This is a genomic window from Romboutsia sp. (assembly GCF_056995035.1).
The window spans coordinates 1-16,698 of record NZ_JBXKIW010000042.1; the positions used below are offsets into that span (position 1 = coordinate 1).

Below are 16,698 nucleotides of genomic sequence, written 5' to 3' on the forward strand. Positions count from 1 at the left end.
CATTTCTTAGGTGCTTTGAGCAACGTTTCATGTGTTACGCAACTACAAGGTCATAGTCTGTAGTTTCTGTTTGAACAACTTTTGCTTCTAATGGAGTTTTTAAATCTTCGCCATTAGGGGCAAATATGTTCTTAGCTACTATTAAATCCATTGCAGCTTTTATTTGTGCTTCTGTTAAATCTTCTTTTGGATCTGTTATGAATAAACTTACTTTTTTCCCACCTTCTGTTGAGAATGTCATTAATAATTTAACTTCTGTTCCTACCATTTCTTATTCCTCCTTGTATAAAATATTTTTTAAGTAACGACCTGCCTTTTAAGGTCGTTTGCGATATGAGCATAGCGAATTTTACTATGCACTTAAATTTGTGTTATCTTGCTTTACTACTGACATTAATTTGTGTTTTTGAAGTGATTGCAATGTTTGTGCAACATTATAAACATCAAGAGCAACTGCATCTGCTTTTACATTTGAGTAAGTTCTTGATTTTACTATTGTCTTTCCTTCATCATTTAAGCCACAATCGAATTTCATTTTTAATGAAGAACCCTCTTTAATCTCTACTATACTTCCTGCTAATGGCATGTTATTACCTCCTTTTATCTTGTGATTAAGTTCATTGTATTAGATGATCTATGTTAAGTCCTAAAATATAGTTGAGTATTATTTTTGGAAAATATTGTTTCAGAAAAAATTTAGTGATATGTTTAGAAGTGAAAAATATAGAAAAGGATAGGGGATTATGAATATACAATTGCTATTATCTGAGGTTTCACAGATTTCAAAGAAGTATGAATTAATAAATCAAAAAACTGGGGGATATTTTAATATATTTGATATAGTAAATAAATCTACTGATGAAGTAACTATATGTAGATTTATTTATGAACTTTTAAACCCAAAAGGTAGCCATTATCAAGGTGATACTTACTTAAGGCTATTTGTAGAAAATGTACTTAAGATGAAATTTAGTGATTTAGATTATAAAACAGCTAGAGTACATAGAGAACTTGTTATTAGTGGAAATAGAAGAATCGATTTAGTTATTGAAACTAATGAAAAATTTATTCCAATAGAGGTTAAAATTTATGCAGGAGATCAGCATAAACAGTGTTTTGATTACTATCAATGTGTAAAAAAATCAAATGTATTTTATTTAACTTTAAATGGCAACTGTCCAAGTGAAGATAGTGCAAAGGGACTTACTCCTATTTATGAGGATTCAAACGAAATCATTGGATATGAGGAAGTAACTCAAATTTCTTTTGATAATGAAATACTCCTTTGGTTAAACAAATGTATTTCACATCAAGAAACTATTAAGATAGCTCCAATTAGGGAAATTATATTACAATTTATGGGGGTAATAAGGAACATGACAAGTTTATTACTAGAAGAAAAAGAAGATGAAATAGTTAAAACATTAGTAGCATCAAAAGAAAATATGATAAGTGCTATAGAGATTGAAAAAAGCTTGAAAGTGTGTAAAACACAAATGATAAGAAAAGTATTAGAAGCTATTGAAGAACGTATAGATAAGGTATTTAAGAGTGAAAATAAATTACCTTATTATTCTTACAAAGAAAATAATTATAAGTTAGTAAATACATACTATGATAAAAAAGGCTCAACATATCCAGGGATTAGTTATTTTGTGAAAAGCTTAGATAAGAAAGATGTAGATCTTTGCTTGAGACTTGAAATAGATACTCATATTTTCATAGGATTCTGCACCCCAGAGAAGAATAAATTTAATAAGAAAATATTAAGTGATAGTGAAGTTAATGAATTACTACATGAACATGAATCATGTTCTGGTGGATGGTGGATTTATTGGGAGTACTTACCGATTGACGATGAAGGTATTTGTCCTAACTTTAAGGATTTTAATGAAGCATATTTTGATTTATTCGATGAAAATAAATTTAATCAATTTGTAGATTCATGTGAAGAAAGTATTTGTAATATGTTAAAGAAGCTGAAATAAAAAATATTCAATAGATAGTATAGAAAAATAAGAAAATATAGGAGATGAAATATAGTGATAGGGCCATATCAAGAGTTTATGGATTATGTAGATATGGAATTAGATAAATGGAAAATTAAAGAAGATGCTCCAGAATGAGCAAAGAAAGCATTTGAGGGATATATGAAAGAAGAAAATATAGGATATAAACTTATATGTCCATGTTGCCAAGCGGAAGAAGTAGAATGGTTTGATATTTGTGATAATTGTAGCTATCAAAATAGTGGTCCAAAAGAAAATGAAGATGGACCAACAGGACCTAATAAAATGACATTAAGAGAAGCATATAAGAAAGGAATACCTATAATTTAGGATAAGAGGATAGTTGAAGAAGGAGCAAACCCCGCTCCTACCTCAACTATCTTTATTTATATGTTGGGGTCAAAAACTTTGGGGTCGAGTCTGACCTCACAGATTATAGCTGAGAAGCGCTATAAACTGTGATGCCAGACTAAAACACTGAAATACGTGTAAAATCGGCTAGTAGTTATAAAACTAGATACATTATTTATTTAATAAGATAAATAAACATAATAGTGCAAATAAGGTAATAGCAATACTTATAAGTAAATTAATAGTTACAAAAGATTCTCTTTTATTTAAACCGAAGTTTACTTTTTCCAATATATCAGCTCCTTTAATATTTTGATTATTAATTACTGATAAAAAAGTTAAACTTGAATTTGTAGGAGCTAATAATAGTTAAATCGATATTGTTATTGCTATACCTGATTTTAAGACTTTGGGAGTTTGGCTATCGCCACCGCGCTTTCCACTTCAATATTTTGAGCAAAGAGCGCTCAAAATGATTTTCGTTCAATCGCTAACTCAAAACCCTCCTGCTATCGTGAATTTCCTATGCTTTGAGAGTGTATTTTTTTCTAGTAGCTTTAATGGTTAATCGAAAAGATTGGCCTTCGGCCCTGCCCCTCTGACTAATAACAAAAGCACTCACACTACTCGCTTCTAACATACTTCGCAAACATCATATTTCATATCAAGTCTGCTACGTATCTTATTCGCTCATTTGTGTTCGTAGCTTATTTGTTATTGCCATTCACTGCCCCGTCGCCCAATGCCCTGTGTGTTAGTTTTTGTTGGTGCATTGCTCCAAATAAAGGTTATAGAACCTCCACATTTTTGATAAGTTGCTGCATTGGTCCTTTTAAGTTTATTTATTATAGTTATTGCATGAGTGTAGTTAGTTGGTGTCGGTATGGAAGTTGATTTGTTAGTACTCCGCATTGGATAAAACCGCTGCTCTGCTATCCAATGCTGGTGCATATATGGCTTTTAAGAAAGAATTGTTACTGGCTTCTAGTGTATAAACATTATCTAAATAATTTTTAAGTGTATGGATATCTGTATTTTTAAAATCAATTCCACAAGAGCATTCAAGGTGTTCTATTAAATATCTATTTAAATCTAAATCTTCTATAGCTTCACATAATTGATTTACTTTTATTGGGTCTGTATATTCTCCAATTTCAAAAGGGAGAGTATAATCGTGAATCGCAAAATCACTTTGTCCATTTTTACTTTGTCTTAAAATCGCATCATTTATATTTTCATTATCTGTAGGAAGTTCAATCCATTCTCCTTTTAAATATCCGCTGTTGTAGCTTTCTAAATCTGCTATATATATTTGCATTTTTTCACTCCTTAGATGTATTTAATACGTGTATTTCTATATTTATATTATGTACTTTCTGTGTGGAAAATATCTATTAAAGTATTGGAATTACAACATTTTAAGTGCTTAATTAAAAAGATTGAACATATAATTCCAACCATTTAATATATTAAAAATGTGTCCCGCAAAAGTGACAATGAATTATGAAAAATATTTGACTTTAATTCACGCAAATAGGACAATAAAAGTAGAAATTCGGATTATCAAATGTCACGTTTGAGGGAATATTATTAATGGAGGTATATGAATGGCTTATATTCATGAGTTTGGAATAGTTGACTGTATTGAAGAAAATAAAAATTATAGTTATGAACCAAAAAAATATAATTGTATTGGTGTAGATGGTGACCTTATTGATGAAATATATCATAAAGGTTTCGGAACTAAAATGAAAACACTTGAAACATTCGCTCATAATACAAATAGACCTTACAAAGACCTTGCATATTATGGGATAACTTTAATACCGCCAAGCTCTCTTAAACAATTTTTAAATATTGTTATTGATGAAAATGTTGAGTGTAAATCAAAAGAACTAGATGTATTGATAAATAAAATATCTGATGCGATTAAAGAAGATAAATGGTTAATTCATTATGGAATTTAATTTACATAAACTATATATTTAATGAGGTGATATGATGGCTAAAGGAAGTTTTGAAGGGCTATATACTTTTCTTGATGTGGCAGAAATATACGGAATAGATGCTTCATGTTTAAGAAAACAAGTAGCTCGTGAGAAGTTTGTTATTGATGAAGACATAAAAAAGATAGGCACAACTTGGATAATTACAGAGCAAGCTATGGTTAAAAATTTTGGAACCTTGAAATTTGAAGAATATAAGAAAAAACAAGCCAAGAAAGAAAAGGCTGAGAAAAGAAAAATTAATTCTCAAAAGGTTAAGGTTAAAGGCTCAAGATCTAGTAAAAAAGATAATAGTATTAATGGAAAAGAAGAAAAAGTAAATGATAGTTGGTCATCTGGTGAAATTAAAGGATTAGAGCTTAAAAGTTTTGCTTTTAATACAAATGATAGTAAATAAATAATAAAGCCTATACAGGCTATTTTCGTGTACTTAAATGCAATAAGTAATCTAAAAGTATCTTAAAATTATTTTTTCCTATTTTATTTTTTAAAGATTGTGCGTTTATGTCTTTTCTTTCCATAAAATCCCCTCCCAATCCTATAATTAAATTGTACATGGATTGTTGATAAATTGTTAATAAGTGGAAAGGGGATTTTATGAAGAAATTAGTTATTGATTTAGGGCATGGAGGAAGTGATCCAGGAGCAGTTGGACAAAATAAAATATATGAAGCAGATATAGTTTTAGCTATAGGAAAAGAATTAAATGAGTCATTGAAAAATTATGAGCTGGAAGTTAAATTTACAAGGTTAGAAAATAAATATTTATCATTGAGTGAAAGAGCCAAGATAGCAAATGATTTTAAAGCAGATTATTTTTTATCTATTCATATCAATTCAGCTAGTGACAAGAGTGTTAGAGGTGTTGAAACATGGCAATATAGCAATGGCAATACTAAGTTAAATAATTTTTCTAAGGGAGTTTGTGATGATATTTCAAAGATTTTTAATATTAGAAATAGGGGAGTTAAATTAAGTAAGGAGCTTTCAGTTTTAAAAAATACAAATATGCCAGCTAGTTTAATTGAAGTTGATTTTATTTCAAATATAGCTGCGGAGAAAGACTTAAAAGTTAATGCAAATATTAAGGCCGTAGCTTCTGCAATTAGAGATAATTTAATAGAGTTATTTGGATTAGGAAAAGTTAATAATGATACTTTGTATAAAGTTTGTATTGGAGCATATCGAGATAAAAACAACGCTGTAAATCAAGTTGAAATGGCTAAAAATAAAGGTTTTGAAGATGCTTATATAATTTAAAAAATTATAAAAAGTATTAAATATAGTTTAGAAAACTATATTTAATACTTTTTTGATGCTTACTTTTGACACCGCTATAAGTATTTATAATACTAGTGAATTTCGAAGGTATCAAAACTATAAAGTTATGACACTTTTGTTTTGTGCATAAAAGCATCAATAGAATTTCTTAAACAGTTAACAAGTTTATTATTTACTACTTTAATGAACTCTTTAGTAATAAAAAAATAGATTTGTTGTTATTAAAATTTATGTGCTAAAAAAGCTTTGCATGCAACATAATTCACTTTATATATTTTTTAACAAAGACTACATTTCAGCCCATAAATATTGATATAATATCTTCATTTAGGTATTATATATGTCAAAAGGTAAAATAATAGGGGGTAAATTTATGATTTGGGTTTTATTGGATGGAACTATTTTTTTGTGTGGAGTTAATTTTATATATTCTGCGTATAAACTAAAAAAGGATAAAGATTTAAAAAGATGTGGTAATAGATTTGTCAAACTAGAAAAAATCAAAGATACTGACGGATATATAAATTTTAATAGTAAATGGATGTATTTATCAGGTGTACTTGCTATAATATCATCTATATCAGGAATAATAGGCAAATCTGTTGTTCAGATAGAAGCTATATCAGATATATCAAATCTGTTATTTATTCTCGTGATACTTATTTATACATACAAATCTTTAAGTAAATTGTCTAAATTTTATTAAATAAAAATCATAAAAAAACTAGAGTATTATCTCTAGGCCTACCTGTGTTTTTTCCGAGATTTTTGATCAAACCACCTTGGTAGGAGGACGAGATACGTGTAAAAATCGGTCACTTAAATTTGAAAGCATTGATATAACTTAGTTATAGCGATTTTTTTATTTTTAAAGATTTAATGTTTTTTATAATTAAATCTTTAAATGTTTAATCATAACTTTTAAGTTATGACACCAATATTTTGCACACGAAAACGTCACTATAATTTCTTGAACAATTTATTATCAAATTAACTGGAGATATCGAATTTTAATTTATATATCTTAACTGTTCACGATAAGAAGTGTTTTTTGAACATAAAAAAGAGCAGTAATTTTAATCTTACTACTCCATTAGACCTCTATTTAAATTTCATCTTTCTATACAAAATATTTAAAATCAAACCACATACTAATCCCGAGATAATAGGGCCACTTAATTTATTAAATTTTAAAACATCAAAAATCATAAAAGATATTCCCATAGAAATTAATAGTCCTACAGCTATAAAAGTAAATTTATATTTCATTACTTTAAATCTTTCCCTTATTTAAGATATAACATATAACAACTATAACTAAGTACTTAATTTATATTTTTAGTGTTCAATATCTCAAGATTGTTCATTAGTATTATTATATAATGTATATCCACTAAGTAAAGTTCCTAATCCACCTAATAATGAAATAACTACGCCACAAGCCCTTATAGATTCTATATAAGATTTAATAATTAGTTGATACTCCGCTGTATCCATCCCTCCATTTTGTATTAATATATTTAATGCTATGCTTCGTCCTATTGATACTGACGAAAGTGTTAATATTAAGCCTATTATAAAAATAATAGCCATGACTACTAAATACCTCTTTGCAATTTCATACTTCATATAATCCCCCATTTTTTGTTCAGACTATTTATCAATTGTTAATTTAATTATATCAGAATTTAAGGTTTAGTCCTGTACACTAAAACAGCTGTTTTTTGAACACTTAAAAAGAGAGTACTAACTTAATATGTGTACTCTCAGAATCAGTTAAAATATGAGTTTTTTCATAGTATCATTCCATAATATATCACTTATACACCATTTATTATCTATTTTAGTTGCAGTAACAGTAATCTCGGTTGAATTCTCTGGACCTGCGGAGGTAGCCCAATTAAAATTTATAATAAATTTGTACTTTAAGGAGTTTATTTTTTCTATATTCACAATATCAAAACTTGATACCCAAGGACTTGAATACCCGGTTACCCAAGAAGTACGTTGAGATTTAGACAGTTCTTCTTTAAATTCATTTTTCATTGCATCACATAAAACATAATATTGTAGATAACCATTTCTTGTTTGTATACCTTTTGCCCATATATTTATAGCATCATTTGGTGTCGTAGCTCCTAACTCATCTAAGGCCTCTTTAAGCAGTGAAATTGTACCTTCAAGTGATTTAATTTGATGTTTAAGTTGAATATTTTCATCTTTTAAATCATTATTTGAGATGGATTCGGCATTACAAATCAGATTACTATTGAACTGTTGGATATTACTAAACATTAATAACATTGTAGTTATTATTAATATTGAAAATGAGTAAATAAATGTCTTTTTAAACATGTTACATCTTCTCCAATTGATTTAACTTTATATATATTTATTCCAAATAACTCTACTTATATACATGTGTATCTATTTACTAAGTGTCCACTAAAACAGATGCTTTTTTAAACACAAATAAACGACTTATATTTAAGTCGTTTATTTATACAACATATGATATTATCGCGCCAAATTCTTGAAAATTAATATAATATTACTTATAAATAGTATTACTTGTACAAGTATGTTAGTTATGTAATATGAGTATTCCTTTTTTTCATTAGCAATCCATAACACTAATGCTCCTACTATCGGACATAATGATAAAGCTACTCCTTTCGTCATAACTTCATTTGTATCAATTTTAACTAACATATCTGTTGGCATAATATTAAACATACAAATATTTCTTATTATAGTTAATACAATAAGAACTAGACTAATTTTTTTGAAATCTTTTCCTACTATAATATTAATATAAATCCCATTTCTATTTGCAAAACATTAATTATATTGTATCAAATTAAGTAATATTCTCAAAAAATACATTTTAAGCAGAGTATAGTTCTAATAATATTGTTCACTATAAAAGCTATTATGAACAAGCATTGGATAGCGGAGCAGCGGTTTTATCCAATGCGGAGTACCAAGAAATAATTTTTATTGCTGACACCAAGTAACTAAACTTATGTAGTAATTACAAAGCGATAAACTTTAAAAAACTAATAAAGTATATTATCAAAAACGTGGAGGCTATACAAAATAATAATGGTAGGATGTGCTAAAAAACTAAGCACATAGGGCATTGGGCGACAGGGCAGTGAATGGCTAGGGTAAAGAAGCTACGAACACAGATGAGCGGATAAGATACGTAGCAGGCATGATATGTATATGATGTTTACGAAGTATGTTAGTAGCGAATAGTGTGAGTGCTTTTACCCTTAGTCAGAGGGGCAGGACCGAAGGTCATGTTTTAGATAACTAATAAAACTAACTAGAAAAAAACGTACTTTAAATCTACATGAGAAGTTTGATTTAGGAGGGTTTTGAGTTAGAGATTGTAGTGGAAATACTTTTGAGCGTTCTTTGCTCAAAAGATTGCAACGGAAAGCTCGGTGGCAATAGCCAAACTCCATAAGTATCAAAATCAAGTATAGCAATAACAATAGATACAGCATTATAAAAGTAGAATTATTATAACTAAAAATAAATCAAATCAAGATTATTATTAGTAGTGAAATTAATTTTAAATATAAACTTATTAAAAAAGTAGTGGCTTTGTAGTGGTGCAGATATATTATGATTAACTGATGCAGTATGTTTTTTAGGCTGGCATCACAGTTTGTAGCGTTTTTCAGCTACAATCTGTGATGTCAGACTAGACACCAGAGTTTTGACCCAAATATATAAATAAAAATAGTTGAGGTAGGAGTGTTTTTGCTCCTACTTCAACTATTAGCCTATTATCTTTAATTAAAGTAAGCCCCTGAGATTATCTCAAGGGCTATCATTTTAGTTCATATTTTCAAGTCTTAACTTTTTCACAATTTCTATATCTAAATTAAGTTTAGATGATATAGTTTCATCATCAAGTACATCTAATAGATTTTTAGCATTTTCTATTGTAGCCTTATCAAAACCTCTTTTCTCAACCTCTGGATCATATAATGTTTTAGTCATTGTATTCACCTCTTCTTCTAATTTATCATCTTTAAAATAATTTCTATTTAAATATTCAATTAAATTTTGTATTGCTAATAACATTTTATGAAAATCTTCACCTAAAATTTCATTTTCTAAAAATAAATCTTTTGATTCCTTTGCTAATTTTTCAGCTAAATTTTTAGAAATATGAGATAAATCCTTTATTCTCTGTACATCATTTTTTCTTTGAGCGATTTCTAACTCTTTTCTAAGACTAAATAATTGGAGAGGAATTAGTGGATACATTTTTCTTTTTATAAGATCTTCGTCTGTAAATTCCCAGTATTTAAGTACTTCTACAGAATAGAGTATCTCTTGATTATCAGGAAAGACTATATTTAATTTTAATAAATCATCTATATTCTTATTTTGCTCAAAAAATATAACTTTTTGTTTAGGAAAATATAAAGTTTTCATTTGAGTATCTTTATTTATAGTAGAACTTTCTTTTCCTTTTTTAAAGCCGTACTCAAACATTCTAACTACCATTGTATTATCATTTTTAGTTTGAAATTCTAGATGGTAACTAGCCTTTTTATTATCATTTTTTATTATATCAAAGAACATATCTCCACGAATAACACTTAGAGTATCTTCTATAAATTCATTATTACTAACTGTTAAATTAACTTCATCTTCATTAAAATCCTCATTAAATACGCCATTTAAAAGTTTTATAAGAACTTTATTTGATGTTGAAAATAAATACTTTAAGACCTCATCTAATTTAACTTTTTCTTTTGAATTATTCAAGATAACACCTACTTTCATTATATATAATTATAACCTAAATAATAGTTATTTAAAAGGATTATGAGTAGAGGTAATTAGATACATTAATTAAACTACAAGTAAAATTTTAATAGTGGTTATTTTAAGTATATGGAGTTGATGACAGTTGTCATACATGTGTATTTTGGGGATTATAAAGATGTTAGATATATTTCGAAATTAGAAAATTGTTTAGCTTCTTTATGATATAATTTATTGATGACACTTGTCATCAATGTGTATAAGGGGTGATTATTATAGAAAAAGTTAATTATATATTACAACTTCAAAGTGAAGGAAAAACAAGACATGAAATAAAAGATATTCTAGGATATAAGCATTTAGATAGTATGACAAAATATATGAGAAATAAAGGTTACAAAGTTGAAAATGATATATATATTCAAAGAGATGACAGTTGTCATCAAGGTTTAAATGTTGAAATAAAGCCAATTACAGTTACTGATGACAATAGTATGACAATGAGTAATCCTAATAATATAAAACAGGATATGATAGAAATTATAGAGCATAAAGATGTAATTTTAGATATGATAAAATGGTTTAAAAATCGTGATGACAATAGTATGACAGAAGTCATCGAGGTTATAAATGAAGGAATTAAGATTGATTTGCCCGAGAGTGAAACTACTAGAACTACTATAAGAATAAATAAAATTATTTGGGATGATTTTGATGTATTCTGTGGTGAAAACAAAGAGTTTAATAAACAAGACCTTATGGCTCAGGCATTAAAAGATTTTATGAAAAATAATAAGTAGTATATCAATATTTAAAAATTTAAATAACTATATGCATATTTATTATGAAAATGTATATTAAATTATAAAAAGGACAATATATGTCCTTTTTATTTGGTAAAATTATCTAAAGGGGAATGTGAAATATGGATATCCTAAAGAACCAAAGAATACTATATATATTTGAAAACTTAATAAATAATAAATTAATTAAAACAAATGACTTAATTGAAAAATTTAATATTAGTGAAAAGACTATACATAGAGATATAGCCAGTATTAAAGAATACTTAGCGTATACAAATAACACTGTAAAATATTCAAATAAAGATAAAGGATATAAATTAGAAAAAAAATATGGTAAAACGCTAGAGGATGCTCAGGTATTTTCATTGCTAAAAGTACTTCTTGATAGTAGAGCTTTTAACTCACAAGAAATGGAATGTTTAGTAAATGGGATATTAGAACAATCAAATTTAGATGAAAAGAAAAAAATCAAAGATTTAATAGCAAATGAATATTATAATTTTAAACCACTTATTCATAAAAAAAATCTTATAAATAAGATATGGGAGATAAGCGATTTTATAAAAAATAAAAATATAATAAAGATTAACTACATAAGACCAAATAATAATAGTGTAGAGAGAGTAATAAGTCCTGTAGGAATACTATTCTCAGAGTATTATTTTTATCTAATAGCTTATTTTGAGAATAGAAAATTTGAAAGTCCAACTATTTTTAGAATTGATAGAATACAAGATTATAAAGTTACTGACAGAAAGTACGATATTAATTATAGTAATAGATTTAATGAATATGAGTTTAGAGAGAGGGTTCAATTCATGTATAGTGGTGAACTCATTAAAGCTCAATTTGAATTTTATGGACAAGATATAGATTCTATATTAGATAGATTGCCTACAGCTATAATTGTAGATGCAGATGATAAAAAATATGTCATTGAAGCTGAGGTATATGGAACTGGAATTATAAAATGGATTTTAAGCCAGGGTAAACTTATTAGGGTAATAAAACCATCATCGCTTATAGAAAAAATAAAAGAAGAATTAGTTGTGATGAATGAATTTTATAATAATTAACAAAAGAGAGGGAGATATTAATGAGCTTTTTTAAAACAGCTAGAGATATGCTAGGAGGAGCAGCCACTATAATTGTGGGATTAACATTTGCACCTGTTTTTGGCGCAGTTGGTGTATTAACGGGAACAGGACTAATGGTAGGGGCAGGAGTAGGTGCAATTTTAGGATATGCATTATCAGAAGAAGATGAAAATGAAAGAGAAAGACAAAAAAAGGATGTTGAGACAAGGTTAAAAGCAGAAAATAAAGCTAGAGAAGATAAATTATTAGAGATTATAAAAAAAATGAAAGCTAATTATGAAGAACTAAAATTAAAATACGAAACAATTATAAGTAAATTAAAAGAAGATGATAAAGTTATGAGCTCTTTATTTGCAATAGGGGTTTCAGCCATAAATAGAAATAAAGATTTTGATAGCAGCGATATGGAATTCTTAAAAACAATATTATATGGTACATCAAGTGATTTAATTAAAGATGAAATCCAAGATATATTCAATAAACTTGCTGAAAACCCAGTTGAATGGATGGAGGCACTTAGAATAGCAAAATATGAATTAAATAATGAAGAAAAAGAAGTATTAAATAACTTATTAATGTTGATAGCTTCTAAATATGAAAATATGTATGATTGTATACTTGATTTAGAATCAGTTATATAAGCTTGGGGGAAAAATATGAGTAAAGACTTAGAATTATTATTGAGCATTAATGATATTAAGAATAAAAACAAAGAACCGCGATTAAGAGTTATAAAAGAAGATTATAAGCCTTTAGAAGTTTATAAAGTGGAGGAAGCGTTAGCTAGTAATAATTATATAACTTCATTGATAGATGATAAGTATAAGTTAGAAGAATACTTTAATTTAGATATATTAGATTTAAATGAAGTTAATAAAGTATCAAAGGATGATATAGAAAAAATACTAAAGGAGTTATCAGATAGTATAGATGAAAACTCTTTTGAAGAATTAATAAATACATGTAAAGATTCAGTTATAGAATCTATTATAGGACCATTTGGATTATCTAAATTTATGATAAAAGATAAGAATGGTGGAAATGTAACCACATTACATAATTTTAAAGAACAAGCCACGTTAATAAAAAATGGAAAAAACGGTGATGTAATTGTCGCAAATGACAATGATTTAGATAAAGCTAAAAATTTTGTTAACAGCAATGAAGACTTTAATAGAAAAGAATACGAAGGTAAAGATTTTAAAGCAAAGCGTAAAAAAAGATTACAATGTGAAGGTCCGTTAATAGATGAATATACAGGCAAAGAAATTTCTAAGGATGGTAGGTCACATTTAGATCATAGAGTATCAGCAAAAGAAATTAATGAAAATCCAACAAATCATTTATTTATGGATGAAACTCAAAGAAGAAACATGGCAATAGATGATAAAAATCTATCTATGACATCGGGTGCTCTAAATCAATCTAAAGGAAAACAAAGTATGGAAGAATTTTTAGATAATACTGATAAAAGTGGTCCCACCAAAGGTATGACCAAAGAAGAAAAATATGGAATTGATAGAGAAAAAGCACTAGGAAAAGATGAAGAAGCTAGAAAGCACATAAAAAATACACAAGAAAAAGCTAAAATAAAAAAACAAGACAAGGAGCGTTTCGATACTAGCATAGACCAAGGATTAAAACAAGGCAAGCAACAAGCAATAGGAATAGTGCTACACGCATTTGTAGATGCATCATTTATAGAAATAAGTGATTTTGTAAAGATTAGACTAAATAATAAAAAAAATATAGATAAATCTTTCTTTGAAGAATTGAAAATTAGATTAACTAATATAAAAAATAAAGTATTAAATAGTTTTAATTATGTAGTTGAAATGTTTGCTACTGGATTTATAAGTGGAATGTTATCTAATGTGATAACATTCATAGTAAATTCTTTTAAAACAACATATAAACATATGGTTAGAATAATTAGAGAAGGAATAATGTCTTTGGCAAAAGCTTTAAAGATGATAGTTACTCCTTCAGAAAGTATGTCAAAAGCTGAAAGATTACATGAAGCATCTAAAATAATTGCATCTGCTATTATTGTGTGTGGTGGAATTGTGATAGAGGAACAACTAGAAAAGTATTTATCAATATTACCCTTATCAGATAAGGTCTTAGCTGTTTGTATGGGATTAATAACAGGATTACTAACTATATTTGTTGTTTGTGCAATTGATAAGATAGATATTTTTAAGGTTAATAAAAATAAAAAACTAGATTTAATAATTGAAAAGTTAGATGATGATAGAGAAGAAAGAGATTTATACTTCGATGGTATAATTGAAAAGTATGAATTGGTATAGAAAATAAAAGTCAGTGCAATCTGACTTTTTTTTTTGTATTCGACAAACTTTGATAAATAAATTAAAATAGTTTATATAAAAATTAAAAAAATGAATTATAAATTAAAGTTTAAAGTATTGGAATTATTTAGATTTATAGATGGACATACAATAAAAAAGTCAAGTTTGAGCCGACTAACTTTACGAATTAAAGTTAAAATATCATTATTAATTTAATGAAAATATAAAAATTGACACTTGGAGGACAGTATGAAAAAAAGAGCGGTAGGCTATTGTAGAATATCTACATTAATGCAAGTAGATAATACTTCATTAAAGGACCAAGAAGATAAAATTAAAATGTATTGCAAGCTTCACGATATCGTGATAGATAAAATGTTTATAGATAAAGCAGTATCAGGTAAATCTACAGATAGACCACAGTATGATAAGATGATTACTTATGTTAAAGAAAATGATATAGATATGATTGTAGTCTATAAAAATGATAGAATACACAGAAGTTTATATAATTTATTAGCTATGATATATGAACTACAAGAGTATGAAGTAGCTTTAGTAAGCGTTACAGAATTGTTCGACACCTCAAATCCACAAGGAATGTTGTTTTTACAGATGCTTGGAAGTTTTGCAGAATTTGAACGAGCAATAATTAATGAAAGAACTCGTAATGGTAGAATAGCAAGATTAAATGAGAATAAGTTTGTTGGTGGTAAGCCAGCACTAGGTTATAAAGTTGATAAAAATGGAATGTTTATCGTGAACCAAGAAGAATCACAAATAGTAAGAGATATATTTAAATTAAGGTCTAAGGGACTTTCATTAGCTAAGATAGGCAATAAGTATGGATTTTCTAAGCAAAAAGTAGATTACATTTTGAGAAATAAAAATTATATTGGAGTATTTCAGTATCATGGTAAAAAAGAAAAGAATGATATCACTTTAGATATAGAGCCTATAATATCAAAGTATTTATGGAATAAGGTTAATAAATCTAAATAAAAGAATATAGATCATAAAATTAAAAATAAGTAAGTATTTCCAATATTTCCGGAATTTTGCATCGAAGTTACCTCAATCTAAGTAATACCAAAGAATGTATTACTTAGATTGAGGTAACTTTGGTATTACATTTTATTTATCTTTAAGTACACAATCGTATCTTTTGAATTTGTATGTCCATCAAAATTAAAATCACTTGGTTTAGGTGTATCTTCTCCCAAAGGTATTCCATATGCCGTACCATTTTTTCCATTGCTAAATGATGCAATTGATATTTCTTTATTTAATTGCATTTTAGGATATTCATCACCGTTATTGTGTAACATTGACCATGTACATCCATCGTCTAAACTGATATTACTAGATCTTGAAGAAAAAGAGTCATTTTTACCAATTTGACTTATACCTAATCTTAAGTCATCATCATTTACATTCATACCTATATATAAATTATCTTTATTATCTTTTAGTTCTACTTGTTTTGTTAGTACATCATTTGATTCTTTTAATTTTCCATCCTTATATTCTGCCATAAGGATTGTAACCTTATAGTTACCTTTTTCTAAATTGTTAATTTTATATATTCCCGTAGAGTTACCTTCAATATTATCTTTCATTTCATCAATTTCATCAAATTTTTCTTTAACTATAGTGATATCTTTTTTACTATTTGTATTACTACATCCAACTATGCCTAATGATAAAACGACACATAATATTATAAATAATTTTTTCAATATTTTTCCCCCTCATATTTTTATACTATTTCATTTATGATAACTATGGATAGGTACGATGTGGATACTATTAAAGATTGCTCAGCATTAATATCTTATATATGTAATCTATTATACTATACATTTGTTAAAATATAAATTTAAAACAGTTCTAACAATACTTAAAAAAGAGATATGTAAACAGAATAATACACACCTCTTATAATCAAATTAATATTAAACTTTCTATTTAAATTGGCTATTTAGATATATGGCTTAATTTAAAAGTAAGCTTGTGAAATATGTACATTTTCTAGAGTTTAA

At 27.1% G+C, this 16,698-nt stretch carries 20 protein-coding genes; 11 read left to right on the forward strand and 9 right to left on the reverse strand.

Annotated features, from left to right (window positions below; translation table 11 throughout):
* Positions 1-34 precede the first annotated feature (34 nt).
* Together AC11VW_RS04855 and AC11VW_RS04860 are read right to left on the reverse strand one after the other, a co-directional pair.
* Entirely contained in the window at positions 35-268 is a 234-nt protein-coding gene (locus AC11VW_RS04855; RefSeq protein ID WP_484300271.1) for a DUF2922 domain-containing protein, read from the reverse strand.
* A gap of 84 nt (positions 269-352) precedes the next feature.
* Entirely contained in the window at positions 353-586 is a 234-nt protein-coding gene (locus tag AC11VW_RS04860; protein ID WP_484300272.1) for a DUF1659 domain-containing protein, read from the reverse strand.
* 157 nt (positions 587-743) lie between these two features.
* Between AC11VW_RS04860 and AC11VW_RS04865 the strand changes: the two genes are divergently transcribed.
* Positions 744-1,988 carry a PDDEXK-like family protein gene (locus AC11VW_RS04865; protein ID WP_484300273.1) on the forward strand — a complete coding sequence of 415 codons (1,245 nt, stop codon included), beginning with the start codon at positions 744-746 and terminating at the stop codon, positions 1,986-1,988.
* A 162-nt stretch (positions 1,989-2,150) separates the two neighbouring features.
* On the forward strand, positions 2,151-2,339 hold the full coding sequence (locus tag AC11VW_RS04870; protein ID WP_484300274.1) for a CPCC family cysteine-rich protein: 189 nt from the start codon (positions 2,151-2,153) through the stop codon (positions 2,337-2,339).
* A 735-nt stretch (positions 2,340-3,074) separates the two neighbouring features.
* Here the strand turns inward: AC11VW_RS04870 and AC11VW_RS04875 are convergent.
* Positions 3,075-3,272, reverse strand: coding sequence for a hypothetical protein (locus AC11VW_RS04875; RefSeq protein WP_484300275.1), 198 nt, complete (start codon positions 3,270-3,272; stop codon positions 3,075-3,077).
* Positions 3,259-3,678 (reverse strand): antirestriction protein ArdA, encoded by a 420-nt coding sequence (locus tag AC11VW_RS04880; protein ID WP_484300276.1) that lies wholly within the window; start codon positions 3,676-3,678, stop codon positions 3,259-3,261. The genes AC11VW_RS04875 and AC11VW_RS04880 overlap by 14 nt, the downstream gene beginning before the upstream one ends.
* A 289-nt stretch (positions 3,679-3,967) precedes the next feature.
* Here AC11VW_RS04880 and AC11VW_RS04885 point away from each other — a divergent pair, with 289 nt between their 5' ends.
* The 4 genes from AC11VW_RS04885 to AC11VW_RS04900 all read left to right on the forward strand — a co-directional run bounded on the left by AC11VW_RS04885 (position 3,968) and on the right by AC11VW_RS04900 (position 6,353).
* Positions 3,968-4,327, forward strand: coding sequence for a hypothetical protein (locus AC11VW_RS04885; RefSeq protein ID WP_484300277.1), 360 nt, complete (start codon positions 3,968-3,970; stop codon positions 4,325-4,327).
* A gap of 34 nt (positions 4,328-4,361) precedes the next feature.
* Positions 4,362-4,763, forward strand: a complete 402-nt coding sequence (locus AC11VW_RS04890; RefSeq protein ID WP_484300278.1) for a hypothetical protein — start codon at positions 4,362-4,364, stop codon at positions 4,761-4,763.
* Between the two features lie 200 nt (positions 4,764-4,963).
* Positions 4,964-5,626 carry an N-acetylmuramoyl-L-alanine amidase family protein gene (locus AC11VW_RS04895; protein WP_484300279.1) on the forward strand — a complete coding sequence of 221 codons (663 nt, stop codon included), beginning with the start codon at positions 4,964-4,966 and terminating at the stop codon, positions 5,624-5,626.
* Positions 5,627-6,020: 394 nt separating this feature from the next.
* The gene (locus AC11VW_RS04900) at positions 6,021-6,353 is read left to right on the forward strand and encodes a hypothetical protein (RefSeq protein WP_484300280.1); all 333 of its coding nucleotides are present in this window, start codon (positions 6,021-6,023) and stop codon (positions 6,351-6,353) included.
* A 647-nt stretch (positions 6,354-7,000) separates the two neighbouring features.
* Here the strand turns inward: AC11VW_RS04900 and AC11VW_RS04905 are convergent.
* The 4 genes from AC11VW_RS04905 to AC11VW_RS04920 form a co-directional block, all read right to left on the reverse strand.
* The gene (locus tag AC11VW_RS04905) at positions 7,001-7,276 is read right to left on the reverse strand and encodes a hypothetical protein (protein WP_484300281.1); all 276 of its coding nucleotides are present in this window, start codon (positions 7,274-7,276) and stop codon (positions 7,001-7,003) included.
* Positions 7,277-7,423: 147 nt separating this feature from the next.
* Positions 7,424-8,002 carry a hypothetical protein gene (locus tag AC11VW_RS04910; protein WP_484300282.1) on the reverse strand — a complete coding sequence of 193 codons (579 nt, stop codon included), beginning with the start codon at positions 8,000-8,002 and terminating at the stop codon, positions 7,424-7,426.
* 162 nt (positions 8,003-8,164) lie between these two features.
* A complete protein-coding gene (locus AC11VW_RS04915) occupies positions 8,165-8,383 on the reverse strand; it encodes a hypothetical protein (RefSeq protein ID WP_484300283.1) in 219 nt (72 codons plus the stop codon).
* A gap of 1,113 nt (positions 8,384-9,496) precedes the next feature.
* The gene (locus tag AC11VW_RS04920) at positions 9,497-10,441 is read right to left on the reverse strand and encodes an RpnC/YadD family protein (protein ID WP_484300284.1); all 945 of its coding nucleotides are present in this window, start codon (positions 10,439-10,441) and stop codon (positions 9,497-9,499) included.
* A 266-nt stretch (positions 10,442-10,707) separates the two neighbouring features.
* Between AC11VW_RS04920 and AC11VW_RS04925 the strand changes: the two genes are divergently transcribed.
* From AC11VW_RS04925 to AC11VW_RS04945, 5 genes are all read left to right on the forward strand, one after another.
* Positions 10,708-11,241, forward strand: a complete 534-nt coding sequence (locus AC11VW_RS04925; RefSeq protein ID WP_484300285.1) for a hypothetical protein — start codon at positions 10,708-10,710, stop codon at positions 11,239-11,241.
* Between the two features lie 125 nt (positions 11,242-11,366).
* Positions 11,367-12,323, forward strand: coding sequence for a helix-turn-helix transcriptional regulator (locus AC11VW_RS04930; RefSeq protein WP_484300286.1), 957 nt, complete (start codon positions 11,367-11,369; stop codon positions 12,321-12,323).
* A gap of 20 nt (positions 12,324-12,343) precedes the next feature.
* Positions 12,344-12,985 carry a hypothetical protein gene (locus tag AC11VW_RS04935; protein ID WP_484300287.1) on the forward strand — a complete coding sequence of 214 codons (642 nt, stop codon included), beginning with the start codon at positions 12,344-12,346 and terminating at the stop codon, positions 12,983-12,985.
* Between the two features lie 15 nt (positions 12,986-13,000).
* The gene (locus AC11VW_RS04940; protein WP_484300288.1) at positions 13,001-14,656 is read left to right on the forward strand and encodes a hypothetical protein; all 1,656 of its coding nucleotides are present in this window, start codon (positions 13,001-13,003) and stop codon (positions 14,654-14,656) included.
* Between the two features lie 249 nt (positions 14,657-14,905).
* Entirely contained in the window at positions 14,906-15,658 is a 753-nt protein-coding gene (locus AC11VW_RS04945) for a recombinase family protein (protein WP_484300289.1), read from the forward strand.
* A gap of 125 nt (positions 15,659-15,783) precedes the next feature.
* On the opposite strand, the gene AC11VW_RS04950 is transcribed toward AC11VW_RS04945, so the two are convergent.
* Positions 15,784-16,395 carry a hypothetical protein gene (locus AC11VW_RS04950; protein ID WP_484300290.1) on the reverse strand — a complete coding sequence of 204 codons (612 nt, stop codon included), beginning with the start codon at positions 16,393-16,395 and terminating at the stop codon, positions 15,784-15,786.
* Positions 16,396-16,698 lie beyond the last annotated feature (303 nt).